Source organism: Streptomyces sp. NPDC033165 (genome assembly GCF_055577965.1).
The window spans coordinates 220,860-245,215 of record NZ_JBVIPK010000004.1 but is presented as its reverse complement, the minus strand read 5'-3'; the positions used below and the strand labels follow the sequence as shown (position 1 = coordinate 245,215).

21 protein-coding genes and 1 pseudogene are annotated in these 24,356 nt (G+C 72.9%); 6 read left to right on the top strand and 16 right to left on the bottom strand.

Annotated features, from left to right (window positions below):
• Positions 1-35: 35 nt before the first annotated feature.
• Positions 36-1,550 carry a hypothetical protein gene (locus ACZ5WC_RS12280; protein WP_468540725.1) on the top strand — a complete coding sequence of 505 codons (1,515 nt, stop codon included), beginning with the start codon at positions 36-38 and terminating at the stop codon, positions 1,548-1,550.
• Here ACZ5WC_RS12280 and ACZ5WC_RS12275 read toward each other — a convergent pair.
• From ACZ5WC_RS12275 to ACZ5WC_RS12265, 3 genes are read right to left on the bottom strand one after another with little or no spacing between them, the layout of a single operon-like run.
• On the bottom strand, positions 1,519-2,763 hold the full coding sequence (locus ACZ5WC_RS12275; protein ID WP_468540724.1) for an MATE family efflux transporter: 1,245 nt from the start codon (positions 2,761-2,763) through the stop codon (positions 1,519-1,521). The two genes, ACZ5WC_RS12280 and ACZ5WC_RS12275, sit on opposite strands and share 32 nt — an antisense overlap.
• Complete coding sequence (locus ACZ5WC_RS12270; RefSeq protein ID WP_468540723.1) at positions 2,760-4,454, bottom strand: P-loop NTPase family protein; 1,695 nt, start codon at positions 4,452-4,454, stop codon at positions 2,760-2,762. The genes ACZ5WC_RS12275 and ACZ5WC_RS12270 overlap by 4 nt, the downstream gene beginning before the upstream one ends.
• Positions 4,451-5,713: a glycosyltransferase gene (locus ACZ5WC_RS12265; protein ID WP_468540722.1), complete on the bottom strand. Its 1,263-nt coding sequence runs from the start codon at positions 5,711-5,713 to the stop codon at positions 4,451-4,453. Before ACZ5WC_RS12265 ends, ACZ5WC_RS12270 begins: the two co-directional genes overlap by 4 nt.
• Before the next feature lie 151 nt (positions 5,714-5,864).
• On the opposite strand from ACZ5WC_RS12265, the gene ACZ5WC_RS12260 reads away from it, so the two are divergent.
• On the top strand, positions 5,865-6,314 hold the full coding sequence (locus ACZ5WC_RS12260) for an FAD synthase family protein (RefSeq protein WP_096629485.1): 450 nt from the start codon (positions 5,865-5,867) through the stop codon (positions 6,312-6,314).
• Here ACZ5WC_RS12260 and ACZ5WC_RS12255 read toward each other — a convergent pair.
• The 10 genes from ACZ5WC_RS12255 to ACZ5WC_RS12210 all read right to left on the bottom strand — a co-directional run bounded on the left by ACZ5WC_RS12255 (position 6,283) and on the right by ACZ5WC_RS12210 (position 15,726).
• Positions 6,283-7,020 (bottom strand): CDP-alcohol phosphatidyltransferase family protein, encoded by a 738-nt coding sequence (locus ACZ5WC_RS12255; RefSeq protein WP_468540721.1) that lies wholly within the window; start codon positions 7,018-7,020, stop codon positions 6,283-6,285. The genes ACZ5WC_RS12260 and ACZ5WC_RS12255 overlap by 32 nt on opposite strands.
• 49 nt (positions 7,021-7,069) lie before the next feature.
• On the bottom strand, positions 7,070-7,423 hold the full coding sequence (gene mnhG / locus ACZ5WC_RS12250) for a monovalent cation/H(+) antiporter subunit G (RefSeq protein ID WP_468540720.1): 354 nt from the start codon (positions 7,421-7,423) through the stop codon (positions 7,070-7,072).
• Positions 7,420-7,755: an MrpF/PhaF family protein gene (locus ACZ5WC_RS12245; RefSeq protein ID WP_468540719.1), complete on the bottom strand. Its 336-nt coding sequence runs from the start codon at positions 7,753-7,755 to the stop codon at positions 7,420-7,422. The genes mnhG and ACZ5WC_RS12245 overlap by 4 nt, the downstream gene beginning before the upstream one ends.
• A complete protein-coding gene (locus ACZ5WC_RS12240) occupies positions 7,752-8,345 on the bottom strand; it encodes a Na+/H+ antiporter subunit E (protein WP_468540718.1) in 594 nt (197 codons plus the stop codon). The genes ACZ5WC_RS12245 and ACZ5WC_RS12240 overlap by 4 nt, the downstream gene beginning before the upstream one ends.
• On the bottom strand, positions 8,342-9,994 hold the full coding sequence (locus ACZ5WC_RS12235; protein WP_468540717.1) for a Na+/H+ antiporter subunit D: 1,653 nt from the start codon (positions 9,992-9,994) through the stop codon (positions 8,342-8,344). The genes ACZ5WC_RS12240 and ACZ5WC_RS12235 overlap by 4 nt, the downstream gene beginning before the upstream one ends.
• Positions 9,991-10,608 (bottom strand): Na(+)/H(+) antiporter subunit C, encoded by a 618-nt coding sequence (locus ACZ5WC_RS12230; protein WP_468540716.1) that lies wholly within the window; start codon positions 10,606-10,608, stop codon positions 9,991-9,993. Before ACZ5WC_RS12230 ends, ACZ5WC_RS12235 begins: the two co-directional genes overlap by 4 nt.
• Positions 10,605-13,505, bottom strand: coding sequence for a Na+/H+ antiporter subunit A (locus tag ACZ5WC_RS12225; protein WP_468540715.1), 2,901 nt, complete (start codon positions 13,503-13,505; stop codon positions 10,605-10,607). Before ACZ5WC_RS12225 ends, ACZ5WC_RS12230 begins: the two co-directional genes overlap by 4 nt.
• A 111-nt stretch (positions 13,506-13,616) precedes the next feature.
• Positions 13,617-14,081: a (4Fe-4S)-binding protein gene (locus ACZ5WC_RS12220; RefSeq protein ID WP_468540714.1), complete on the bottom strand. Its 465-nt coding sequence runs from the start codon at positions 14,079-14,081 to the stop codon at positions 13,617-13,619.
• Positions 14,082-14,173: 92 nt separating this feature from the next.
• The gene (locus ACZ5WC_RS12215; protein WP_096629472.1) at positions 14,174-14,575 is read right to left on the bottom strand and encodes a RidA family protein; all 402 of its coding nucleotides are present in this window, start codon (positions 14,573-14,575) and stop codon (positions 14,174-14,176) included.
• Entirely contained in the window at positions 14,572-15,726 is a 1,155-nt protein-coding gene (locus ACZ5WC_RS12210; RefSeq protein WP_468540713.1) for an acyl-CoA dehydrogenase family protein, read from the bottom strand. The genes ACZ5WC_RS12215 and ACZ5WC_RS12210 overlap by 4 nt, the downstream gene beginning before the upstream one ends.
• Before the next feature lie 158 nt (positions 15,727-15,884).
• On the opposite strand from ACZ5WC_RS12210, the gene ACZ5WC_RS12205 reads away from it, so the two are divergent.
• From ACZ5WC_RS12205 to ACZ5WC_RS12195, 3 genes and pseudogenes are all read left to right on the top strand, one after another.
• The gene (locus ACZ5WC_RS12205; protein WP_468540712.1) at positions 15,885-17,546 is read left to right on the top strand and encodes an AMP-binding protein; all 1,662 of its coding nucleotides are present in this window, start codon (positions 15,885-15,887) and stop codon (positions 17,544-17,546) included.
• A 65-nt stretch (positions 17,547-17,611) separates the two neighbouring features.
• Complete coding sequence (locus tag ACZ5WC_RS12200) at positions 17,612-18,433, top strand: PaaX family transcriptional regulator (protein ID WP_468540711.1); 822 nt, start codon at positions 17,612-17,614, stop codon at positions 18,431-18,433.
• A 175-nt stretch (positions 18,434-18,608) separates the two neighbouring features.
• A pseudogene (locus ACZ5WC_RS12195) lies at positions 18,609-19,049 on the top strand (hypothetical protein); the annotation flags it as partial.
• A 1-nt stretch (position 19,050) separates the two neighbouring features.
• On the opposite strand, the gene ACZ5WC_RS12190 reads toward ACZ5WC_RS12195, so the two are convergent.
• Both ACZ5WC_RS12190 and ACZ5WC_RS12185 read right to left on the bottom strand, forming a co-directional pair.
• Positions 19,051-21,321, bottom strand: a complete 2,271-nt coding sequence (locus ACZ5WC_RS12190) for a bifunctional salicylyl-CoA 5-hydroxylase/oxidoreductase (RefSeq protein WP_468540975.1) — start codon at positions 21,319-21,321, stop codon at positions 19,051-19,053.
• 65 nt (positions 21,322-21,386) lie between these two features.
• Positions 21,387-22,214 carry an enoyl-CoA hydratase family protein gene (locus ACZ5WC_RS12185; RefSeq protein ID WP_468540710.1) on the bottom strand — a complete coding sequence of 276 codons (828 nt, stop codon included), beginning with the start codon at positions 22,212-22,214 and terminating at the stop codon, positions 21,387-21,389.
• A 254-nt stretch (positions 22,215-22,468) separates the two neighbouring features.
• Here ACZ5WC_RS12185 and ACZ5WC_RS12180 point away from each other — a divergent pair, with 254 nt between their 5' ends.
• Positions 22,469-22,918: an ATP-binding protein gene (locus ACZ5WC_RS12180; protein WP_468540709.1), complete on the top strand. Its 450-nt coding sequence runs from the start codon at positions 22,469-22,471 to the stop codon at positions 22,916-22,918.
• On the opposite strand, the gene ACZ5WC_RS12175 is transcribed toward ACZ5WC_RS12180, so the two are convergent.
• The gene (locus ACZ5WC_RS12175) at positions 22,869-24,308 is read right to left on the bottom strand and encodes an amino acid permease (RefSeq protein ID WP_468540708.1); all 1,440 of its coding nucleotides are present in this window, start codon (positions 24,306-24,308) and stop codon (positions 22,869-22,871) included. The genes ACZ5WC_RS12180 and ACZ5WC_RS12175 overlap by 50 nt on opposite strands.
• Positions 24,309-24,356 lie beyond the last annotated feature (48 nt).

Below are 24,356 nucleotides of genomic sequence, written 5' to 3'. Positions count from 1 at the left end.
TTAGAGTGTTCAGCGGTCCACGGAACGGGGGGCGGATGACGTCCGTGCACACGCCGGCGCGTACGCCGGAGCCTTCGCCGACGCGTCCGGCGGACCTCGAACCGCCCGTCCGGCCGATCGCCTGGGCCATGCTCTCGCGGGCGCTGGCGGTCCCGCTGATTCTGGGTCTGGTCTGCTTCCTGCCCGCGGTGATCGCCGCGCAGCCCGGCAGCGGGGTGCGGGACACGGCGTACTGGCTCCAGCTGGTGCTGACCTGCTACGCGGGGGCCCGGCTGGCGACGATGATCCTCTCCACCCGGCGGCGGCTGCTCCAGGGCGTCTTCTGGATGTTCGTCTACATCGCGATGGGCGTGGCGCCGTTCGCGCAGGTGGTGATCGGCCAGACGCCGACGCCGATGGTGGGGCCGCGCTCGGACCTGGTGACGGCGATCGCGATGATCCTGGTGGGATGTGCGGCCTTCGACCTGGGGGCGCTGCTGGCCTCGCGGCGGCCGCTGCGCCGCCGTACGCCGACCGCGCGAGGGACGGGCGGGCCCGCCGTGGCGCATCCGGTGCGGCTGCGGCTGCTCGTCCTGCTCGCGTTCGCGGCCAGCGGGTACTACGTGCTGAAGCTGGGTGGGCCCGCGGTGTTCTTCTCCAGCAGGCAGGAGATCAGCGAGACGGTGGCGGCGAGCGGGGTGGCCTCGGGCGAGTCGAACGTGGGCTCGGCGTTCCTGAAGGGCTTCGGCACGGTCCCGGCGCTGCTGGCACTGCTCTTCTACACCCGCCGCCTGGTGACCTCCCGGCGGGCCCGGAGGACGCCGTCGACGGTGCTGGTGTGGGTGGCGCTGGCGGCGCTCAATCTGGTGGTGAACAACCCTATCTCCAACGCGCGTTACTGGTTCCTGACGGTGCTGGTGTCGTTGCTGTTCACGGCGTTCCCGCGCAGTGCGGCGATGTACCGCTCGGTGCTCGCGGCGGGCGTGGTGGGGGCGCTGGTGCTGTTCCCGTACGCGGACAAGTTCCGCTACGACGAGGAGGGGCAGCGGACGGTGCAGTCCGCCTCGGCTTTCGAGCCGCTGGCCACCAAGGACTACGACCAGACGGTGATGTTCGCCAACACCATCTCCTGGGTGGACACCCGGGGCCACACCTATGGCCGTCAACTGGCGGGCTCCGCGCTGTTCTTCGTGCCCCGGGCGGTGTGGAGCGGAAAGCCGGAGGACACCGGGGTCCGGGTCGGGCAGTGGATGGGGATGCGCATGACCAATCTCTCGGCCCCGCTGTGGACCGAACTCTGGGTCGACCTCGGCCCGGCCGGAATGGCCGGCGGCCTGGCGCTGGTCGGCTACGCGGCGGCCCGCACGGACCGCCGCTACGCCCTCGCGGTCACCCGGGCGGGCCCGGGCTCCGGCAGCGTGCTGGCCATCGCGGCCCCGCTGATCGCCGGGTACACCTTCATCCTGCTGCGCGGCCCCCTGCTCCAGGCGGTGGGCAAGCTCGCCATCGCGGCGCTCTGTCTGGCGCTGATCACCACGTTCAGGGAGCAACGGGCAGCTCGTCGGCGCTGACGGGCTCCTGGGGCGCGGCCTTCCTTCGGCGCAGCCGGGCCACCCTGATCCAGGTAGCGGTGGCCTTGCAGAGCGAGCCCAGGAAGAGGCCCCAGGCGGCGCCCGGGACGCCGCCGATGACGTAACCGCCCGCGAGGAACGCCACGGCGGTGAGCGAGAAGACGATCTGGATGGGGAGCGTGGTGCGCGGGTCGAGCATGCGCAGGGCGAGCAGGCCGCAGGTGCCGACGGCCATCGCCGCGTACTGGCTGCCGGTCGCGGGGAGCAGTGCGGCGGCAACGGGCCAGGTGTCGCCGAGGAGTTGGCGTCCCGCGCTGTCGGGCAGCAGGGCGAGGACCGTGGCCCAGAGCGCGGCCGTGGTGGCAAGGGCGGCGGCGAGCGCGGCGGTGGCCCGGACCCGGCGGCGTTCGTCGGCGACGCGGCCGAGGATCGGGGGGCCGAAGGAGGTGGCGGAGGTGAACAGCACGTTCAGCGGCCCGAAGAGGGTGGTCGCCCCGCGCAGCGCCCCGACCAGGAGGGGGTTGCCGACCGCACCGAGGCCGAGGACGGACAGCTGGCTGGTGGCGTTGCCCACGCCGAACTCGACGGTGAAGCGCTGCCCGAGGTGGCCGCGCCGCAGCATCGGGCGCAGTGCCGTCGGGGCCCCGGCGGTGGCGCGGTGGAGCAGGGCGGCGGAGAGCAGCAGGGCGGGCAGGGCGGACAGGCCCCAGACCGCGATCAGCCGGGCCGGGGCCGCCCCGTAGTCCGGTACGGAGAGGGCCCCGAGTACGCAGACCAGCCGCAACAGGTCCGAGATCAGGGCGAGGTGGGGCTGCTGGAGGGTGGAGAAGGCGTAGCGGGCGGCGTCCTGGCCCAGCACCACGGGCAGGACGGGGCCGAGCATCAGCAGGGCGCGGGCCGTGTCGCCGGGGACGAGGGCGCAGACGGCGGCCAGGAGAGCGCCGAGCACGGCGGCGGCGAGCACGGTGAAGGTCACGGCCGAGCGGCAGGCGCCCCGGGTCTCCTCGCCCGCGCCGCGTTTGAGGACGAGGGGCTGCCCGGTGTACGCCCCCGAGACGCCGAGCAGCACCGTGAAGACCAGGTAGACCGCGGAGAAGCGGGCGAAGTCGGCGACGGTGGAGAGCCGGGCGGCGGCCACCAGCACGAGGATGTTGGTGAGCGCCGCCACGCCCTGGTCCGCGACCGAGCAGAGGACGGCCGTGCGGGCTCTCACCGCCGCGCCGCCGGGAGCGTCAGGGAGCGCAGGCCGAGGGTCTCGGTCGGATCGCCGGTGATCTCGGGGGCGTCCGGCTCGGCGGTGGGCGTGGGTCCGCCGCCACCGCCTCTTCCCCTGCGCCGGGTGGACTTCGCTCGCCGCTCCGCGCGGCGCAGCCGCCCCCGGGGCGGGTGGAGCAGGGAACCGAGGACGGAGCCCCCGGAGGCGACGATGATCTCGCGGATGCGTTCCAGGTCGCTGCGGTGCACCTCGCGCGGGTCGCACACGATCATGACGCCCGCCACCCGGTCGACGAGGGCGACCGCGTCCGCGTAGGAGAGGACGGGCGGGGCGAGCACGATGACGACGGTGCCGGGGCGGTCGGCCTCGGCGACGATGCGGCCGACGGGCGGGGAGGTGAGGGCGCGCGGGACGTTGTCGACGGTGGTGCCGGGGATCAGGGTGAAGGCCCCGGAGCCGGGGACGTCCACGCCCGAGCGGCCGCCGGTGGGCCAGCTGCCGTCGCCCTCCTCGGCGGCCCAGCGCGGCGGGCGCGCCTGGTGGGCGGCGGAGCCCAGGTCCCGGGCGAGGGAGGGGGTGCGCAGATCGGCCTCGACCAGCAGGACGTCGCGGCCCATCTCGGCGAAGGCGGCGGCGAGGTTGGCCGCGGCCGCGGCGGCCGCCGCGTTGTCGCCGCGCGGGGCGGTGACGAGCAGGCGGCGGCTCTCGGCGAACGACGGGTCGTAGGCGAGCCGGAAGGCGACCGCGCGGTACTCCTCGGCGAGCCGGGAACCGCTGCGGCCGATGGCGAGCAGTCCGTCCGTGGCGGCGCGCTCCCGGGGCAGGGTGCCGAGCAGCGGGGCGCCGAGCGAGTGGACCAGCTCGCGGGTCGAGCGTACGGCGGGGTCGAAGACGAGGCGCACCCAGGACAGCAGCAGCCCCAGCGCCAGACCGACGACACCGCCGAGCCCCAGCAGCAGGGGCAGGCCGGCCCCGGTGGGCGAGGTCGGGGCGACGGGCTTCTTGTTGAGATAGCCGGGGGTGGTGTCCAGGGCCTTGAGCTCGGAGATCTTCCGGCTCAGTTCGGAGATGGAGACGATGATGTTGGCGCGGGCACTGGTCACGTCGTCGGCGGCGCCCGCGCCGATCTGCTTCTCCAGCACGTCGCGCTTCTCCTCCAGCGGGCCGAGCTGGGCCCGGTAGCCGTCGGACATGTTCTTGATGCTGTCCTCGGTGCGCGCCTTGCGATGGGCGAGATACGCGGCTGCCAGGGCTTCGGCGCGGGCGCGGGACTGCTCGGGGGTGGCACCGGTGTAGGAGAAGCGGAGGGTGAGGGTGTTGGGCGGGTTGGTGACCTGGAGTCCGTCCAGCAGCTTGCGGGCGGTGACGTCGTCGCCCGCCTTGAGGAGGGTGCTCGCGGCCAGGGTGCCGACGGTGTCGCTGACGGCGGTCTGGCGCTCGGAGCCGATGTTGATGCCCTTGTCGGCGGAGGCTCCCGCGGCGAAGGGGTCGGAGATCGCGGAACGGACGAGCACCTCGCCGGTGGCGGTGTAGGTCTCCTCGCCGCCGAGCGCGAGATACCCCCCGCCGAGCAGCCCGACGGCGACTCCGGCGGCCAGCAGGCTTCGGTAGCGGAGGAGTTGGCGGAACTGGTCGCGCAGGAGCGCCGGCTCGTCCTGGTCGTCCGGGACCCGGTTCACGGCTGTCATCGGCGAGGGCCTCCTTGTCCGTCCCGCAGGACCTCGACGAGTAGTTCGTCGAAGCGTGCGAGGCCCGCCTCCCGGCTCAGGTGGCGTGCCACATACCGCGGCCCCTCGGCTCCGAGGGCGTCGGCGGCGGCCGGGTCGGCGGCGAACTTCCGTACGGCTTCCAGGAGGGCGGCGGGGTCCTCGGGGGCGACGAGGACCCCGGCCCCGGAGCGGCGGACCTCGTCGGCGGTGCCGCCCTCGTCGGCGACGGAGGCGAGCACGGGGCGTCCGGAGACGAAGTAGGAGGTGAGCTTGGAGGGGACGCTCATGTCGAGGACCGAGGCCCGCTGGGTGACCGCGAGGACATCGGCGGCGGCGAGGACGTCGGGGAACTCCTCGGCGCTCGCGGGCTCCAGGAACTCCACGTTGGGCAGTCCCTCGGCGCGGGCGCGCAGGGCGTCGCGCTGGTTGCCGTCGCCCATCAGGACGACACGGATGTCCGGGGCCAGTCGGGCGGTGTCGATGAGCACCTCCAGGCCCTGCTTGAGACCCATGTTGCCGGAGTGCAGCAGGACGGGGGTGGCGGCGGCCCAGCCGAACCGGGCCCGGGTGGCGGCCCGGTCGGCGGTGGGGCCGTGCACATGGGTCCAGTTGGGGACGAGGCGGATACGGCCGGGGTCCACGCCGAGGGCGGTGACCCCGGGGACGAAGCTCTCGTGGATGACGCCGACGAGGGCGGCCCCGCGCAACGCGTACCGCTCGGCGGCCGCGGCGGCGGCGGCCGCCCGGCCCCCGCCCCGGATGCCGCTCTGCGCGGCGGCGGCGCCCATCAGGTCCTGGACGACGGGGAGGTAGGGCACGCGGTGGCGGTGGGCCAGGCGGGCCCCGATGACGCCGCCCGCCAGGCTGGGCATCTGGGCGATTACGGCGTCGGGGCGTCCCGGCGGCGGGGCGGTGAGCCCGGTGGCCAGGATACTCGCCTCGAACGCGGCTCGGCGCAGGGCGGTCTGACGGGACGGCACATAGTGCCTGCGCCGGTGCACGCCGACGCCGCCGCGTATCTCCACGGTCCGCCACACGCCCCGGTAGCCCTCCTCCAGCTGCCAGGCGGGGTAGTGCGGCATGCCGGTCAGCGCCCTGACCCGGGCGCCCGACGCGGCCCAGTGCTCGGCCAGTTGGGTCGCGTACGGACCGATGCCCGTGACCTCCGGGGCGTAGTTGGTCGACACCACCAGAAGGCGGCGGTCCCGAAACGGCCCGCGCCTGGCTCCATCGCTCATCGGACGATCGCCTTCCCCCCATGACAGCCGCTGTCCCCACCGAGGAACAGCCCCTGTCGAGCTTATCCGTTCACGGCTTGCTCAAGTGTTCTTCACAGTAAGGTCGTTGGAACATCACCGGATCACGTTCACCGTGGGGGGAGAGATACGGATGGTGCAGCACAGGGTGGGTTACGCGCCCGGGGTGTACGACCTGTTCCATGTCGGCCACCTGAACATCCTGCGGCATGCCCGCAGTCAGTGCGACTACCTGGTCGCGGGGGTCGTCTCGGACGAGATGGCCGCCCTCGCCAAGGGCCACCGGCCCGTGATCCCGTTGCGCGAACGACTGGAGATCGTCCGCAGCGTGCGGTTCGTGGACGCCGCGTTCGTGGAGACCGTGCCGGACAAGGTCGAGACCTGGCAGCAGGTCCGGTTCGACGTGATCTTCAAGGGCGACGACTGGCGGGGCACGGACAAGGGCCTGAAGCTGGAGCGCGACTTCGCCGAAGTGGGAGTGGAGGTCGTCTACTTCCCGTACACCGTGCACACGTCCAGCACCCAGCTGCGCCGGGCGCTGGACGTGCTCGTCAGCCCGCCCGGAGCGCTTTCAGCTCCCTGAACCACTTGGCCAGGAAGGCCGCGAGGAACAGGGTGTGCACCACCGCCAGCACGGCGTACCCGGCGCGGAAGGCTCCGGGTGCGCCGAGCAGGAGGAACACCAGGCAGAACACCCCGTAGTCGGCGGGCAGCAGCGCCACGGCCCGCCCCCGGGAGACCGGCGCCGCCGCCGGTGCCGCCCAGGCCGGCCCGCGGGCGCTCGCCGCCGCCTTGCCGAGCTGTTCGCGCAGCAGCCCCGCGCAGAAGGTGAGCACGGCGGCCAGCTGGAAGCCCAGCGGCAGCAACAGCCATGTGTCAGAAGGGAGTTCACCGAACCGGTAGAACGAGATCAGGACCGCGGTGTGGACGAGGAGCAGCTTCCCGCAGTCCACGACATGGTCCAGCCACTCCCCGTCGGGCCCGCCCTTGCCGGTGAGCCGGGCGAGCTGCCCGTCGGCGGAGTCGAAGGCGAAGCCGACCGCGAGGGCCGCGTAGACGGCGACCGCGAGCGTCCACGACGGCTCGACGAGCGCGACCGCGGCCAGGGCGGAGTAGGTGAACAGGGCGCTGATCACCGTGACTTGATTGGGTGCCAGTCCCATGCGGTATGCCCCGGCCGCCAGCACCCGTCCGGCCGGGCGGTTCACGTACCGCGAGTAGAGCGAGACGCCCTTGGCGCTCTTCTGTGCGCCGCGCAGTTCGCGCAGCACCGTGCCCGTGCTTCCCATACGCCCCCCAGCGTCCGGCATGTGCCCGCATCATTGCATGCGGGCCCGGTCATTTCCCGTCGGTGAGCTGTTCGTCCAGTTCGTCGAAGAGCAGCTCGCTGTGTTCGATCTGGCCGGTGCGGTACGCGGATCGGGCCACCAGGTGCGAGGCGACCGGGCCGGTGAGCATCTGGAAGAAGGCGATCAGGGCGAGGGTGGCGAGGTCCATGCCGCCGCGCAGCCGCAGGGCGACCCCGGCCAGCACCAGGATCATGCCGAGGGTCTGGGGTTTGGTCGCCGCGTGGCTGCGGGAGAGGACGTCGGGGAGCCGGATCATGCCGATCACCCCGAGCAGGCAGATCGCGGCGCCGACGAGGAGCACCACGGCGCCTGCCGTGTCGGCGATCTGGGGCCAGGGACTCACTGCGGGCCCTCCTGGGTGCCGTCGGGGTGCGGTGGGCGCGGCGCGTTCCGGGGCCGGTCGCGTACGGCGATGAAGCGGGCGATGCCCACCGATCCGGTGAACCCGAGGAACGCCAGCACCAGCATGATCGGGAAGTAGAAATGGTCCCGGGCGAAGGCGGACTTGGCGCCCAGCCCGGCGATGATCAGGGCGGCGCAGACGTCCAGCGAGATCGCCCGGTCGAGCATGGAGGGGCCGCGCCAGATCCGGGCCAGCAGCAGGGTCCCGGCGACGACGATCAGCACGACGGCGGTGGTCAGCAGGATCCGGTCGATCTGTTCGGGTGCGCTCATGGTCCGGGCCTCCCGGGGGCGGGCTGGGGCGGTGGCGGGGGTTCGGCGACCCGGGCGATCTCGTCGGGGGTGCCGAAGGCCCGTACGGTCAGTTCCTCCAGACGCCACACCTTGCGCCGCGCCGCTTCGAGCTCCTCGGGCAGATCGGCGTCCAGGACGTGCAGGAAGACGGTGGCGGTCGCCCGGCGCACTTCGATGATGGAGCCGCCGGGGACGTTGGAGACGGCGACGGCGGTGGCAGCGAGCATCAGGTCGCTGCGGCAGCGCAGCGGTACGCCGATGACGGCGGCCCGGTGCGGGAGGCCGACGAAGACCTGCCGGGTGACCTTCACGCCGGAGGTGTACATGTCGTGGAAGAGATATCCGGCCAGGCACACGATCCCCCAGAGGTGGAGCCGCAGCCCGAGGTCGACCCGGGGCAGCGGGAAGGCGAGGCAGACGGCGACCGCGACGACCAGGCCGGTCAGCACGTTGGCCCAGGTGAGGGTGGACCAGAGCAGCACCCAGATCACGGTGAGCCAGGCGATCAGAGGCAGGTCCAGGACCCGCTTGCGGCGCTCGCCGAACGAGAACCGCAGGATGCGTCTCACCGGCTCAGCACCTCCTGGACATAGGGGGTCCGCTGGAGGAGTTCGGCGGCCGTGCGGTCGGTGTAGGCGGTCAGCGGGGCGGCGAGGACCGTGAAGGAGAGGCCGAGCGCGATGGTCGCCGCGGTGGCCGCGGTCATCGGGCGGGGCAGCCGGCTGGTCGTGGTCACGGCCCGGCCGTGCAGTGTCGCGGCGACGGCCCGGCCCGCCGGGCGGTGCGCGGGGGTGACGCCCTCGTCGCCGGTGCCGGGGATGTGGTCGGGGCCCTCGTCGGTGTCCTCGTCGCTGTCGTCACCGGACTCCAGGACCGTACCGGCGGCGGCCAGGCCGGGCGGGGCGGCCCGCCAGAAGGCCAGGTTCCACACCTTGGCGACCACGTACAGCGTCAGGAGGCTGGTGACCGCGGAGCCGGCGACCAGGACCCAGGCCCAGCCGCCGCCGTCGGCCACTCCGGCGCGCATCAGGCCGAGCTTGCCGATGAAGCCGGACAGCGGGGGGACGCCCGCGAGGTTCATCGCGGGTACGAAGAACAGCAGCGCGAGCATCGGGGCGGCCCTGGCCAGTCCGCCGAGCCGGGTCAGCTCGGTGGTGCCACCGCGGCGTTCGATGAGCCCGGCGACCAGGAACAGGGTCGTCTGGACGGTGATGTGGTGGGCGACGTACACGATGGCTCCGCCGTACGCCTCCTGGGTGGCGAGGCCGATCCCGAAGACCATGTAGCCGATGTGGCTGATCAGGGTGAAGGAGAGGAGTCGTTTCAGGTCGGTCTGGGCGACCGCGCCGAGGATGCCGATCACCATGGAGGCCAGTGCGATGGCCATCAGGAGGTCGCCGAGGCGGCTGCCGGGGAAGAGCAGCGTCTCGGTGCGCATCATGCAGTAGACGCCGACCTTGGTGAGCAGACCGGCGAAGACGGCGGTGACGGGGGCGGGGGCGGTCGGATAGGAGTCGGGGAGCCACGCGGCGAGCGGGAAGACGGCCGCCTTGATCGCGAAGACGGTCAGCAGCATCGCCTGGATCAGGGTCTGTACGCCGACGGGGAGTTCGGACAGCCGCACCGCGAGCTGCGCGAAGTTCACGGTTCCGGCGGCCGCGTACGTCATGGCGATGGCGGTGAGGAAGAGCATCGAGGAGAACAGCGAGATGATCACGTACGTGGAGCCCGCCCGCATCCGGGGTCCGGTGCCGCCGAGGGTGAGCAGGACGAAGCTGGCGACGAGCATGATCTCGAAGCCGACGTAGAGGTTGACGAGGTCGCCCGCGAGGAAGGTGCAGGAGACCCCGGCCACGAGGATCAGATAGGCGGGGTGGAAGACGGCGAGCGGGGTCTCCTTGTCCCGGTCGGTCATGCCCTGGCCGAGGGAGTAGATCAGCACGCAGAGCGTGACGGCCGAGGAGACGGTGAGCATCAGTCCGGAGAGCCGGTCGGCGACCAGGGTGATGCCGAGCGGCGGGGCGAAGTCGCCGAGGTGGACGGAGAGCGGGCCCCGGCTGTCGGCGGCGATCATCAGGATCGCCGAGAGCGCCGTGACGGCGCTGAGCACGGCGACGCTGATGAAGCGCTGGAAGCGTTTGAGGCGGGTGCCGAAGGCGAGGCTGAGGCCGGTGGCGCACAGCGGCAGCAGCACCGGCAGCGGGACGAGCGCGTTCATCCGGTGGCTCCTCGGTCGCGGGGGTAGCGGTCGTCGGCCTTGGCGTCCCCGCCGCGTTCGCCGTCCTCGGGGTCGGTGCCCAGCACGTCGTTCCAGAGGTCTCCGGAGGCGTCGCGGCCGCGGGCCTGGCGGGCCCGGTCGGCGCGCAGCCGGTCACGGAGTCTGCGGCGCTCCTCTCGGTAGCGTTCGCGTTCCTCCGCGGTGGGCTCGGCCCCCGAACGGAACTGCTCGCGCAGCTGGTTGCGCTCCCCCATCACCTCGGCGCGCAGCACGATGCGCCGGTCCTCCAGGTCGTCGTGGACCTCGTCGGTTCCGGTGATCTGGTGGCTGCGGTAGGCCATGGCCAGCAGGAACGCGGTGGTGGCCAGAGTGATGACGATGGCGGTGAGGGCGATGGCCTGGGGCAGTGGGTCGGTGATCCGGTTGAAGGCGACCCCGTACAGCAGGGGAGCGGCGCCCGCCCGGCCGGTCGAGGAGAGCACGAGCAGGTTGATGCCGTTGCTCACGACGACGGCGCCGAGCAGGATGCGAGTCAGCGGGCGGGTGAGCATGAGGATGCCGCCGACGGCGCAGAGTACGACGGCGGTGGCGAGGAGCGAGGCGCTGACGATCATCGCGGGGGGCCTCCCTCGGGGGCGCTCTCGGGGGTGAGGACGCCTGCCGCGCGTTCGATCTGCCGGTCGACCTTGGCGCCGAGGGCCCGCACGATGTCCAGGACCACGCCGAGGACCAGCAGGTAGACGCCGAAGTCGAAGAGGACCGAGGTGCTCAGGTGGTAGTCGCCGAAGACCGGCAGGTGCCCGTAGTAGGTGAAGGAGTGCAGGACGGTGCCTTCCAGGAGTCCGAGGAGGCCCACCCCGGTGGAGATGAAGAGACCGAGGCCGGTGAAGAGGCCGGGTTGCAGGGGGGCCGCCTCGGCGAGTTCGAAACGGCCGCCCGCCAGGTAGCGGGTGATCAGGCCGACGCCGGCGACGAGTCCGGCGACGAACCCGCCGCCGGGCAGGCTCTCGGCGCAGAACAGCAGGTAGACGGAGAGCACCAGGATCGGGTGGAACAGCAGCCGGGCCACCACTTCGAAGACGATCGAGCGGTGTTCGGGGGCGAGGGTGGACCCGGCGGCGAGCCAGCTGCGCTCGGGGGCCGCGTCGTCGCCCCGCGGCAGCCGGGAGGAGTGGTGGGCGGACAGGGACCAGGCGGTGCGGCCCCGCAACTCCTCCTGGGCCATGGTGCCCTCGCTGCGGCGGTGCAGGTAGATGAGGCTGGTGACACCGATCGCGGCAGCGGCGAGCACGGCGGACTCCCCCATGGTGTCCCAGGCCCGCAGGTCGACGAGGATGGTGGCGACGACGTCCTTGAGCCCGTGGTCGGCGACCTCCTGGACCATGGCGGAGCCGGCCGGTTCGGCGGTGCGGGCGGCGGCGGCGACCCACATCCCGACGCCGACGGTGGCCGCCGCGGCGAGGGCCACCGGTACGCGGGCGGCCCGCCGCCAGGTGCTCACGGACTCCTGGAAGTGGACCGGCATCCGGCGCAGCACCAGCACGAAGACGATCATCGCGACCGTCTCGACGCAGAACTGGGTCAGCGCCAGGTCGGGCGCCCCCTGGACGACGAAGAGCAGGGCGGTGCCGTAGCCGGTCAGGCCCGCCAGGACCACGGCCTTCATACGCCGCCGCACGGTCAGGCAGAGCAGGGCGGCGGCGCAGGTCAGGGCGGCGACGGCACCCTGGATCGGGGTGTCCCAGACCCGGGGGCGCACGGCGCCCTGCCAGGGGGTGTCGACGATGAGGACGGCGAGCTGTCCGGCGAGCATGACCAGCAGGGTGGTGGCGAGGTACACGGAGAGCGAGCCGCGCTGGACGAAGCCGGTGACCTGGAGGGCGAGACGTTCCTGCCCGAGCAGCAGATGGCCGAAGACGCTGTCGGCGGTGGGCCAGGCGATCCGCCGGGAGAGCCGGGCGACGGTGGTGCGGCCGAGGAAGAGCAGGGCGCCCGCGACCGAGGCGGCGGCCGACAGCAGCAGGGCGGGGCCGAACCCGTGCCAGAGGGCGAGGTGGTACGGCTCCGGGTCGGCCGGCAACGTATCGGCGTAGGCGCTCAGCAGCCGGTCGGTCCAGCCGACGCCGGGGCCGAGTACCAGGCCGAGGACGGCGAGCAGGGCGGGCGGGGCGAGGAAGGCCGGGCCCACGCCGTGGACGGGGGTGTCGGGGACCCCGGGCTTGCGGGCGAAGGCTCCCCAGACGAACCGCAGGGTGTACGCGGTGGTCAGCGCGGAGCCCGCGACGACGACGGCCAGCGCCCACCGGTCGGCGGTGGAACCGTGCAGCAGCGCCTCGAACGCGGCCTCCTTCGCGGCGAAGCCGAGGAGCGGCGGCAGGGCGGCCATGGAGGCGGCGGACAGCACCGCGACCCCGGCGACGTACGGCAGGGAGCGCCCGACTCCGGAGAGTCTACGCAGGTCACGGGTGCCGGCGGCGTGGTCGATGATGCCGGTGACGAGGAACAGCGGGGCCTTGAAGAGGGCGTGTCCGAGGATCATCGCGACGGCGGCGAGCGCGACGTCGCGGTTGCCGGTCCCGGCCAGCAGGGTGAGGAAGCCGAGCTGGCTGACGGTTCCGTAGGCGAGGACCAGTTTGAGGTCGTTCAGGCGCAGCGCCCGCCAGCCGCCGAGCAGCATGGTCGCGCCGCCGAGCACGATGACGACGGGTTTCCAGACGGGGACGTCGGCGAAGGCGGGGGCGAGCCGGGCGACCAGGTAGACCCCGGCCTTGACCATCGCCGCGGCGTGCAGATAGGCGCTGACGGGGGTCGGGGCGGCCATGGCGTTCGGCAGCCACATGGAGAACGGCCAGATCGCGGACTTGGACAGGGCCCCGCACAGCACCAGGACGATGGCGATGGACACGGCGAGTGTCGTCTCGGGCGGATCGGAGACGATCGCGGAGATGCGGTACGTACCGGCGGCCTGACCGAGGATCAGGAAGCCGACGAGCATGGCGAGCCCGCCGAACGTGGTGACCACGAGCGCCTGGAGGGCGGAGCGGCGGCTGTGCCGGTGTTCGCTGCCGTGCCCGATCAGCAGGTAGGAGAAGACCGTGGTCAGCTCCCAGAACACGTACAGCGTGATCAGGTCGTCGGCGAGGACGAGGGCGAGCATCGCGCCCGCGAAGGCGAGCAGGTTCCCGGCGAAGCGGCCCAGTCGCGGGGTGTCGTCGGTGAAGTAGGAGGCGCAGTAGAGCAGGACGAGCGCGCCGATCCCGGCGGCGAGCAGCACCATCAGCTCGGCCAGCGCGTCCAGGCGCAGCCCGAGGGAGACGTCGTAGTCCGGGATCCACTGCCAGGACCAGGTGACCGCGTCCCCGGAGGCGGCGGTGTTCCAGCGGGTGAAGGCCCACACGGTGGCGGCCGCCGGAGGCAGGGCGAGCACGACGAAGGCCCGCCGGCCGATCCGGTGCACCAGCGGGCCCGCGCAGGCCGCCAGCGCGAAGTGGGCGACGATGAGCGCGATCACAACGGGGTGTCCGGATCGGACGGCGAAACATCCGGAATAAAGGGCACTAAATACAGATATATCCCGAAGACCGATTCACCCGACCGGCGCGCCGCGCACGCGGGACTCGTCTCAGCCGTGTCCGGCGCAGGGTCCGCTGTGGTCGCAGTACGGAGTGTTCCCGGTGGCGCCGCAGCCGCAGAGCATGACCCGGGTCTCGTGGTGCGGACCGTGCGGGGTGGCGACTTCGAGGTCTCCGCGCAGGTGCAGCACTCCGTCGGCGTGGAGCGATACGTGGGTGGGGACGTCGGGGACCTCGTCCGGCATGCCGTCGGTGCGGTGGTACTGGAGGGCCCCGCTCGGGCAGCGCTGGATGACGTCGGCGACCTCGTCGGCGGGGGCGTTGTCGGGGAGGATCCAGGGCCGGCGGCCGACCTCGAAGACGGCGGGCAGCCCGCGCACGCACTCGGCGGCGTGCAGGCAGCGGCGCGCGTCGAAGCCGACGACGATGCCCTCGCCGTCGTAGGACCGGGCGGCGGGGTGCGGGGGCGGGGTCGACCGACTGGGCACGGCTGACTCTCCTGGGCGGCTCGGCATCCTGGCCCCTCAAGCCTCGCGCCGACGCCCCCGGGCCGCGACTCGGGGGCACCCGGCGCACGAGAGGATCGGCGCTCGGCGCGCGAGGGAGCTCACGGCAGGACCGCGACCCCGTCGATCTCGACCATGGCCTGCTCGTCCCAGAGCCGGGCCACGCCGATGACGGCCATCGCCGGGTAGTCGCGCCCCGCGAGCCGGCGCCAGATCCGGCCCAGCTCGGGGGCGTGGGACCGGTAGTCGGCGATGTCGGTGGCGTAGACGGTGACCCGGGCCAGGTCGGCGGGGGCGCCGCCGGCCGCGTGGAGGGCGGTGAGCAGATTGCCCAGGGCGGTGGCGAACTGGTCGGGCAGGGTGGCTCCGACGACCTTGCCGTCCGGGTCGAGCGCGGTCTGCCCGGCGAGGAAGACGAGTTGGCCGCCGGTGGCGACGACGGCGTGCGAGAAGCCGGTGGGCGGGGAGAGTTCGGCCGGGTTGATCCGGTGGGACGGACTCATACGGACGGCTCCTGGTTCGGGGAGGCGGCTTGCTGTGCCGCGGTCGCGTACAGCTCCTTGGCGATGATGGCGCGCTGCACCTCGCTGGCGCCCTCGTAGATCCGGGGCGCCCGGACCTCGCGGTAGAGGTGTTCGAGCAGATGGCCCCGGCGCAGGGCACGGGCGCCGTGCAGCTGGACGGCGGTGTCGACGACGTACTGCGCGGTCTCCGTGGCGTACAGCTTGGCCATGGCCGCGCGGCGCGGGACCCCGCTCTCCCCCGCGTCGTACGCGGCCGCCGCCGCGTACACCAGGAGGCGGGCGGCCTCGGTACGGGTGGCCATCTCGGCGACCTGGTGCGAGACGGCCTGGAGGTCGCTCAGGGGGCCGCCGAACGCGGTGCGGTGGGCGGTGTGCTCCAGGGTCGCGTCGAGGGCGGCGCGGGCCATGCCCACGGCGAAGGCGCCGACGCTGGGGCGGAACAGGTTGAGGGTGTTCATGGCGACCCGGAAGCCCCGGTCGGGTTCGCCGAGGACGTCGTCGGCGGTGACCGGTACTCCGTCGAACTCCAGGGTGCCGATGGGGTGCGGGGAGAGCATGTCGAGGGCGGAGCCGGTGAGCCCTGGGCGGTCGGAGGGGACCAGGAACGCCGTGATGCCCCGGGAGCCCGCGCCGGGGGTCGTCCGGGCGAAGACCACGGCGAAGTCGGCCTCCGGGGCGTTGGAGATCCAGCACTTCTCGCCGGTGAGCCGCCAGCCGCCGGGGGCGGGCCCGGCGGCCAGGCTCAGCGCCGCCGCGTCGGACCCGGCGCCCGGCTCGCTCAGCGCGAACGCGGCGACGGCGCGTCCGGCCCGGACCTCGGGGAGCCAGCGCTCGCGGTGGGCGGGGGTGCCCGCCTGGACGATCGGGGTGGTGCCGAGCCCCTGGAGGGCGAGGGCGGTCTCGGCCTCGGTGCAGCCCCGGGCCAGGGACTCACGCAGCAGGCACAGGTCGAGCGCCCCGGAACCGAACATCCGGCCGAGCAGCCCCTGCTCGCCGAGCGCGGCCAGCAGCGGCCGGTTGACGCGCCCGGGCTCGCCCTTCTCCGCCAGCGGGCGCAGCTCCTGTGCGGCGAGGGTGCGCAGCTCTTCGCACCATGCGGTTTGTTCGGGTTCGAGGGAGAATGCCGTCATGGCGGCGCCTCTCTTGTCGCGTCTGCCTTGTCTCGTCCCTGCACTTTTCGCGTCATTGCCTTGTCGCGTCACGCCTTGTCGCGTCGCGCCCTATCGCGGACCGTTGACTACCGTCACCCAAACGATACGCTCCAGAGGCGACAAGGGGGCGATCCTTCATGGAGCCGAATTCCTCGCCGAACACGCCCACAGCCGCCGAAGGCGCGTCCGTACGCGTCGCCGGCGCGCATACCGACACGTTCACCCGCGACCATCTGCCGCCGCCCGAGCAGTGGCCGAAGCTGCTCCTGGACGACCCCCGGCTGCGTTACCCCGAACGGCTGAACTGCGGGTACGAGCTGCTGGACCGCACCGTGGCGGAGCGGGGAGCGGACCGCCCCGCGCTGCGTTCGGATGACGGGAGCGTCTGGAGCTACGGCGAGCTGCGGGAGACGGTGGACCGCATCGCGCATGTGCTGACCGAGGACCTGGGGATCGCGCCGGGCAACCGGGTGCTGCTGCGCGGGCCCACCACGCCCTGGCTGGCCGCCTGCTGGCTGGCCGTCATGAAGGCGGGCGCCGTCGCCGTTACCGTACTGGCGCAGGCCCGCGCCACGGAGCTGGCCACCGTCTGCTCGCTGGCCCGGACCGGTCACGCGCTGTGCGACGCCCGCGCGGAGAAGGACCTGATCGAGGCGGGCGTCGAGGGGCTGCGGATCACCCTGTTCGGCGGGGACGCGCCCGATGACCTGACCCGGCTGGCGGCCGCGCACTCCGGCTCCGGCCCCTACCGGGCGGTGGACACAGCGGCCGACGAGGTGGCGCTGATCGCGTTCACCTCGGGGACGACCGGCCGCCCCAAGGGCTGTATGCATCTGCACCGGGATGTGCTGGCCATCGCCGACACCTTCTCCCGCGAGGTGCTGCGCCCGCGGCCCGACGACGTGTTCGCGGGCAGCCCGCCGCTGGGCTTCACCTTCGGCCTGGGCGGGCTGCTGGTGTTCCCGCTGCGGGCCGGGGCGTCCACACTGCTGCTGGAGCAGGCGGGGCCGCGGCAACTGCTGCCCGCGCTGGCGCGGCACCGGGTCTCGGTCCTGTTCACCGCGCCGACCGCCTACCGCACGATGCTCGGCCAGTTGGACGGCCACGACCTCTCGGCGCTGCGGCGCTGCGTCTCGGCCGGGGAGAACCTGCCCGCGGCGACCTGGCAGGCCTGGTACGAGGCGACCGGGCTGCGCATCATCAACGGCATCGGGGCCACCGAGCTGCTGCACATCTTCATCTCGGCCGCGGACGACGCCATCCGCCCCGGCACCGTCGGCGTCCCCGTGCCGGGCTGGGAGGCCCGGGTGGTGGACGAGCACGGCGAGGAGCTGCCCGACGGCGAGGCGGGGCTGCTCGCCGTGCGCGGCCCGGTCGGCTGCCGCTACCTCGCCGACCCGCGCCAGGCGGAGTACGTCCGGCACGGCTGGAACCTGACCGGTGACACGTTCGTCCGCGAACCGGACGGCTACTTCCGTTACGTGGCCCGCGCCGACGACATGATCATCTCCTCCGGGTACAACATCGCGGGGCCCGAGGTGGAGGACGCCCTGCTGCGCCATCCGGCGGTCGCGGAGGCCGCCGTGGTGGGCCGGACGGACGAACTGCGCGGCGAGATCGTGGTGGCGCACGTGGTGCTGACGGAGGGCTCGGAGCAGACGGCGGACTCGCTGCGCGCCCATATGAAGGCCAACCTGGCCCCGCACAAGTGCCCGCGCGCGTTCGTCTTCCACACCGCCCTCCCACGCACCGCGACCGGCAAGCTCCAGCGGTTCCTGCTCCGGGAAGACACGGCATAGCGCCTGCCGTTCGGACCGTCCCGGGCCCGCGGGCTGACCCGAACGACAGGCCCTAGAGTGATCACGTGGCCGAGCTGCGCACCCCCCGTTCCCTGATCGTCACGCTGTACGGCGCCTACGGTCGTCCCTCCGACGACGCCCCGTTCGCGGTGGCCGAGCTGATCCGTCTGCTGCACGCCGTGGGCGTCGACGCCCCCTCCGTACGCTCCTGCGTCTCGCGGCTGAAGCGGCGCGGGCTGCTGGTCGCGGCCCGCGCGGCGGACGGCTCGGCGGGCTACGCCCTGTCACCGGACGCCCGCCAGCTGCTGGACGACGGCGACCGCCGCATCTACCGGCGCCCCGCGCCCCGGCTCGCCGACGGCTGGGTCCTCGCGGTGTTCTCGGTGCCCGAGGCGGAACGCAGCAAGCGGCATGTGCTGCGCTCGCGGCTGGCGCGGCTGGGCTTCGGCACTGCGGCGCCCGGCGTGTGGATCGCCCCCGCCGGCCTCTACGAGGAGACGCGCCACACACTGGAGCGCCTCGAACTGGCCCCGTACGTCGACCTGTTCCGCGGCCACCACCTCGGCTTCACGCCGACCCGCGAGTCGGTGGCCCGCTGGTGGGACCTGGACGCGGTGGCCCGCCTCCACCACGACTTCCTGGAACTGCACGAACCAGTCCTGCGGGACTGGGAGTCGACCGCACCCCCCGACACCGCACCCCGCCCCCAGGCCGCCTACCGGGACTACATCCTGGCCCTGGACTCCTGGCGCCGACTCCCCTACGCCGACCCGGGCCTCCCCCCGGAACTCCTCCCGGCCGACTGGCCGGGCGCCCGCTCGGCAGAGGTGTTCGGCCGCCTGCACGACCGCTTGCGGGACGCCGGGGAGCGCTTCGTCCGGGGGTGAGGCCTCCCGGCCGAAATCCGGGTGCTCCGGCCCCGGCCCGGCGGGCAGGATGAGGCATGGCACGGACCTTCACCGACGGCGTCGGGGCGGGAATGCGGCGGGGGCCGTGCTCCGTACGCCGCCGCATCGGGTACGAACCGGTGGCCGGCCGGCTGGTGTCGCGGAGGGGAGCCTGATGACGGAGGCGGGTGCGGTCGCGCCCGGGCCGTTGTGGCTCGTCGCCGCGAACGTAGTGCGGCGGCGGCGGTACGGGGACGGTGAGCAGGAGCTGCGGCCGGGGACCACGTCGTACCGGGGCGGGTCGAAGGTGGACGTCGTGGACACCTGTCCGGGTATGGGGCACGAGCAGCTGACCACCGTCGGGCGCGGTCGGCACACCGGTGCGTACCTCACCGTCGACATGGCGACCCGCGATCCGCACACGTTCCGGCCTGCCGCCATCCACAGTCCGGCGGTGCTGCGGCGCGTGTCGGCGGTGGGCGTCGACGGGGCGTGGGCCACCCGGGAGTACGCGGAGGAGCGGGCCGCCCTGCTCGGCGCTCTGGCCGTGCGGTACCGGCAGGAGCACTGGGGCGGTGTGCCCCACCCCGTCCCGTGCCGCTGCCACGAGTGCCTGGTCATCCCAGGGCGAGCCGGGGCTTCGGGGCGTCCGTCCGGCCAGTGGGCGGGGGGCGGCTGCCCGCGCCGTACGGGAGGGGCCAGGGCGCGCCCGGTCCGGTGTAGCCCTGTTCGGCCGCCGCGTGGAGGGTCCAGTGCGGGTCGTAGAGGTGGGGGCGGGCCAGGGCGCAGAGGTCGGCGCGGCCCGCCAGGAGCAAGGAGTTGACGTCGTCCCAGGAGGAGATGGCGCCGACCGCGATGACCGGGATGCCGACGGTGTTGCGGATCCGGTCGGCGTACGGGGTCTGGTACGAGCGGCCGAACTCGGGGCTCTCGTCGGGGACGACCTGGCCGGTGGAGACGTCGATGGCGTCGGCCCCGTGGGCGGCGAAGGCGCGGGCGATCTCCACGGCGTCCTCCGCTTCCGTGCCGCCCTCGGCCCAGTCGGTGGCGGAGATCCGGACGGTCATCGGCCGTTCCTCGGGCCAGACTTCGCGGATCGCGCCGAAGACTTCCAGGGGGTAGCGGAGGCGGTTCTCCAGCGGGCCGCCGTAGGCGTCGGTGCGGTGGTTGGTGAGCGGAGAGAGGAAGCCGGAGAGCAAGTAGCCGTGCGCGCAGTGGAGTTCGAGGAGGTCGAAACCGGCGGCGGCCGCGCGGCGGGCCGCCTGCGTGAACTGCTCGCGTACGGCGGCCAGTCCGGCGCCGTCCAGCTCCTGCGGGACCTGGTTGACGCCCGGTCGGTACGGGAGCGGGGAGGCCGCCGACAGGGGCCAGTTGCCGTGCTCCAGCGGCTGGTCGATGCCCTCCCACATCAGCTTCGTGGAGCCCTTGCGGCCGGAGTGGCCGAGCTGGACTCCGATGGCCGCGCCGGGGGCGGAGGTGTGGACGAAGTCGGTGATCCGACGCCAGGCGGTGGCCTGTTCGTCGGTCCACAGGCCGGCGCAGCCGGGGGTGATCCGCCCCTCGGGACTGACGCAGACCATCTCGGTCATGGTGATTCCGGCCCCGCCGAGCGTTCGGGCGCCGAGGTGGACGAGGTGGAAGTCACCGGGGAGCCCGTCGGTGGCCGAGTACATGTCCATCGGTGAGACGACGACCCGGTTGCGCAGTTCGAGGCCGCGCAGCCTGAACGGGGTGAACATCGGCGGGGTGCCGGGCGGGCAGCCGAACTCCTCCTCGACCACGGCGGTGAAGGAGGCGTCGCGCAGCCGCAGGTTGTCGTGGGTGACCCGGCGACTGCGGGTGAGGAGGTTGAACGCGAAGCGGCGGGGCGGCTGGTCGACGTAGGCGGCCAGCTCCTCGAACCAGCGCAGGCTGGCGGCGGCCGCCCGCTGGGTGGAGGCGACGACCGGGCGGCGCTCGGTCTCGTACGCCGTCAGCGCGGAGGGCAGGTCCGGCTGTTCCTCGATGCAGGCGACCAGCGCGAGGGCGTCCTCGACGGCGAGCTTGGTGCCGGAGCCGATGGAGAAGTGCGCGGTGTGCGCGGCGTCCCCGATGAGCACCGTGTTCCCGTGCGACCAGCGTGAGTTGGCGACCGTGCGGAAGGTGAGCCAGCTGGACCTGTTGCCGCGCAGGGGCCTGCCGTCCAGTGCTTCGGTGAAGAACTTGGCGCAGCGGGTGGTGGATTCGTCCGGGTCGCAGGTGTCGAGTCCGGCGGCGCGCCACACCTCCTCGCACATCTCGACGATGACGGTGGAGGCGTCGGCGGCGTACGGGTAGCCATGCAACTGCATGACCCCGTACGGGGTTTCGGCGATCTCGAAGCGGAAGGCGTCGAGCGCGAAGTCGGCGGCGAGCCAGATGTAGCGGTTGCGGTGCTCGGTGAGGGACGGCCCGAAGGCTTCGGGATGCGCCTCGCGGGTGGCGCTGTGCACCCCGTCGGCGGCGATGACCAGGTCGTGGTGGACGGCCAGTTCGGCGGCGGGCGGGGCCTCGGTACGGAAGCGGAGTCCGACGCCGAGTGCGGCGCAGCGCTCGTGCAGGATCTCCAGGAGCCGGCGGCGGCCGAGGGCGGCGAAGCCGTGGCCGCCGGAGGTGTGGGTGCGGCCGCGGTGGACGATGTCGATGGTGTCCCAGCGGACGAACTCAGCTCTCAGCGCCCGGTAGGCCTCGGGGTCGGCGTGCTCGATGCCGCCGAGCGTCTCGTCGGAGAGCACGACGCCGAAGCCGAAGGTGTCGTCGGGGGCGTTGCGCTCGTACACGGTGATCTCGCGGGCCGGGTCGAGCCGCTTGAGGAGGGCCGCGGCGTAGAGTCCGCCGGGGCCGCCGCCGATGACCGCGATCCGCCGCACGGGCGAGCCGTGGCCGGAGGCCGTCGCGACCGGGCGCCGGGCGCCTTCGGGGGCGTCCGCCACGACTACTTCCCCTGCCACTTCGGGGGCCGCTTCTCGGTGAAGGCCGCGTGGAACTCCGCGTAGTCCTCGCCGTGCATCAGCAGCGCCTGGGTGTTGGCGTCCAGCTCGACGGAGGCGGCCAGCGGCATGTCCAGTTCCGCGGTGAGCAGCGCCTTGGTCTGGGCGAGGGCGAGGGCGGGGCCGTCGGCGAGGCGGCGGGCCAGCTCGGCGGCGCGCTCGTCGGCCTTCCCCTCCTCCGCCAGTTCGCTGATCAGCCCGATCCGCTCCGCCTCCGGGGCCCGGACGGTGTCGCCGAGCATCAGCAGCCGGGTCGCGTGGCCGAGGCCGACGACCCGGGGCAGCAGATAGGCCGCGCCCATGTCGCCGCCGGAGAGGCCGACCCGGGTGAACAGGAAGGCGAACCGGGCCGACGGGTCGGCGACCCGGAAGTCGGCGGCGAGCGCCAGCACGGCTCCGGCGCCGGCGGCGACCCCGTGGACGGCGGCGACGACCGGGAAGGGGCACTCCCGCAGGGCCCGGACGACCTGCCCGGTCATCCGGTTGAAGTCCAGGAGCTGTGCGGTGTCCATCGTCAGGGTGGCGCCGATGATCTCGTCGACGTCCCCTCCGGAGCAGAAGCCGCGTCCCTCGCCCGCGAGGACGAGGGCGCGCACCGAGCGTTCCCGGGAGAGTTCGGCGAGGAGGTCGCGCAGATCCGCGTACGCGCCGAAGGTGAGCGCGTTGAGTTTCTCGGGGCGGGCGAATGTGACGGTGGCCACACCGTCGTCCCGGGTCAGCCGGAGGTGACGCCACTCCTCGGCGTTCGGAGCCGAGCTGGGAAACGGGCTCATGGAGGGGTCCCCTTCAGCGATCGGGCGGCTGCCGGCCGTGGGCGGGTCGCGTTCCGTCTCCGAAGTTATCACTCGTACGTGACCTCCGTCACGAGGTCGCAATACAGCATCCGTGAGACTGTTGTGGCGAAAGTCCCCTTTGCTCCGGCCGACCGCCCCTATGGCTGCGCCGGAGCGCTTCGTAAGGTTGAAACCAGGAAGTCTCGACACGAGAACTGCGTGAACCCGAGAAGTCGCCCGAACGGAACCCTGCCGTGCCGCCCGATGTCCCCGTCCCCGCCTCCTGGCGTATCGCCCTGCCGCACTCCACGGCAGCCGTGCCGATCGCCCGCGCCCTCGTCCGCACGGCGCTGTCCGACATCGACGCCCCGGCCGACTGCGACACCGCCGAACTGCTGACCGCCGAGCTGGTGGCCAACGCGGTCGAGCACACGCGGGGCGGCGAACCGATCGAGCTGGTCGTGGAGCTGCTGCCCACCGGCTGCCAGGTCGAGGTGCACGACCGCGACCCCGCTCCGCCGGGCGACCTCTCCCGCACGGGGCCCGGGCACGAGGTCGATCCCTGGCAGGAGCACGGCCGCGGCCTGCTGCTGATCCGGACCCTCAGCTCCGCCTGCGGTCACCGCACCACGGAGCACGGCAAGGCCGTGTGGTTCACGCTTCCGGCGATACCGGCGCAGCCGGGTCCTTCGCCGGGGAGCTGACCAGCCGGGAGCGCTTGCGGCCGTACACGGTGTACAGCAGCGATCCGGCGGCCAGGAAGACCGCGAACTGGACCCAGGTCGTCCAGCCGGTCCCGTACATCAGATACAGGCAGAACACGACGCCCAGCAGCGGGCTCACCGGGTAGAGCGGCACCCGGAAGGTCCGCTTCAGCTCGGGGTGGCGGCGCCGCAGCACCACGACCGCGACATTGACGGCGACCATCGTGGCGAGCGTGCCGATCGTCGTCAGGTTCACGACGACGTCGAGCGAGGAGAAGGCCGCCGGGACCGCGAAAACGCAGGCCACGATCCAGGTGTTGGCGACCGGGGTGTGGGTCTTGGGCGAGACCTTCTCGAAGACGCGCGGGATCAGCCCGTCGCGGGACATCGACATCAGGATGCGGGTCTGCCCGTACATCACGGCAAGCACCACCGAGGCGATGGCGACGACCGCGCCGAAGGCGATGATGCCGCCGCCGACCGCGGAGTCGGTGACCTGGTTGACCACGATCGAGAGCGCCGCGGGCTTGTCGGCGACCGCGTCCGAGCCGATCGCGCCGATGGCGGAGAGCGCCACCGCGCAGTAGAGCAGGGTGACGACGCCGATGCAGATCAGAATGGCTATCGGGATGTTCCGCCGGGGGTTCTTGACCTCTTCGCCCGCGGTGGTGATGGCGTCGAAGCCGATGTAGGAGAAGAACGCCAGCGAGGCGCCCGCGGTGATCCCGCCGAGCCCGTGGCCCGCGAACGGCATGAGGTTGCCGTCCTCGAACGCGCTGAAGGCCACGGCGCAGAACGCCAGCAGGATGCCGATCTTGAGGACCGCCATGGCGGCGGTCGCGGTCGCGCTCTCCCGGATGCCGCGCACCAGCAGGGTGGCGGCCATGGCGATGACGATGATCGCCGGGAGGTTGATCGCGCCGCCGTCGCCGGGCCCGGAGGACAGGGCGGCGGGCAGTTCCCAGCCGATGACGCTGTTCAGCAGCTCGTTGACGTACTGGCTCCAGCCCACCGCCACGGCCGAGACCGAGACGCCGTACTCCAGCAGGAGGCACCAGCCGACAAGGAAGGCGGTGCGCTCGCCGAGCGCCGCGTAGGCGAAGGAGTACGAGCTTCCGGAGACCGGGATCGCGCTGCCCAGCTCCGCGAAGGAGAGGGCGGTGAAGATGCAGGTGATCGCGGCGAGGACGAACGAGATCACGACGGCGGGCCCGGCCTCGGCGACGCTGTCGGACAGCCCGACGAAGATGCCGGTGCCGACGATGGCGCCGACCCCGAAGCAGACGAGCTGGAAGAGGCCCATCGTCCGCTTGAGGCCGTGGCCCTCCAGATCGCCGCCGGACTCGGCGATGAGCTGTTCGGGACTCTTGCGGCGCAGACCGGGGCTCATACGGACGTTCTCATCTCTGGTGGTGCACGGGGTGGTGCGAGGTGGGGG

Excerpts from the sequence above, each read along its gene's own strand:
- ACZ5WC_RS12260 (WP_096629485.1), top strand. The coding sequence starts at position 5,865 with ATGGTGCAGCACAGGGTGGGTTACGCGCCCGGGGTGTACGACCTGTTC.
- ACZ5WC_RS12265 (WP_468540722.1), bottom strand. The coding sequence starts at position 5,713 with ATGAGCGATGGAGCCAGGCGCGGGCCGTTTCGGGACCGCCGCCTTCTG.
- ACZ5WC_RS12255 (WP_468540721.1), bottom strand. The coding sequence starts at position 7,020 with ATGGGAAGCACGGGCACGGTGCTGCGCGAACTGCGCGGCGCACAGAAG.
- ACZ5WC_RS12175 (WP_468540708.1), bottom strand. The coding sequence starts at position 24,308 with ATGAGCCCCGGTCTGCGCCGCAAGAGTCCCGAACAGCTCATCGCCGAG.
- ACZ5WC_RS12210 (WP_468540713.1), bottom strand. The coding sequence starts at position 15,726 with ATGACGGCATTCTCCCTCGAACCCGAACAAACCGCATGGTGCGAAGAG.
- ACZ5WC_RS12205 (WP_468540712.1), top strand. The coding sequence starts at position 15,885 with ATGGAGCCGAATTCCTCGCCGAACACGCCCACAGCCGCCGAAGGCGCG.
- ACZ5WC_RS12235 (WP_468540717.1), bottom strand. The coding sequence starts at position 9,994 with ATGAACGCGCTCGTCCCGCTGCCGGTGCTGCTGCCGCTGTGCGCCACC.
- ACZ5WC_RS12270 (WP_468540723.1), bottom strand. The coding sequence starts at position 4,454 with ATGACAGCCGTGAACCGGGTCCCGGACGACCAGGACGAGCCGGCGCTC.
- ACZ5WC_RS12220 (WP_468540714.1), bottom strand. The coding sequence starts at position 14,081 with ATGCCGAGCCGCCCAGGAGAGTCAGCCGTGCCCAGTCGGTCGACCCCG.
- ACZ5WC_RS12245 (WP_468540719.1), bottom strand. The coding sequence starts at position 7,755 with ATGAGCGCACCCGAACAGATCGACCGGATCCTGCTGACCACCGCCGTC.
- ACZ5WC_RS12280 (WP_468540725.1), top strand. The coding sequence starts at position 36 with ATGACGTCCGTGCACACGCCGGCGCGTACGCCGGAGCCTTCGCCGACG.
- ACZ5WC_RS12230 (WP_468540716.1), bottom strand. The coding sequence starts at position 10,608 with ATGATCGTCAGCGCCTCGCTCCTCGCCACCGCCGTCGTACTCTGCGCC.
- ACZ5WC_RS12215 (WP_096629472.1), bottom strand. The coding sequence starts at position 14,575 with ATGAGTCCGTCCCACCGGATCAACCCGGCCGAACTCTCCCCGCCCACC.
- ACZ5WC_RS12185 (WP_468540710.1), bottom strand. The coding sequence starts at position 22,214 with ATGAGCCCGTTTCCCAGCTCGGCTCCGAACGCCGAGGAGTGGCGTCAC.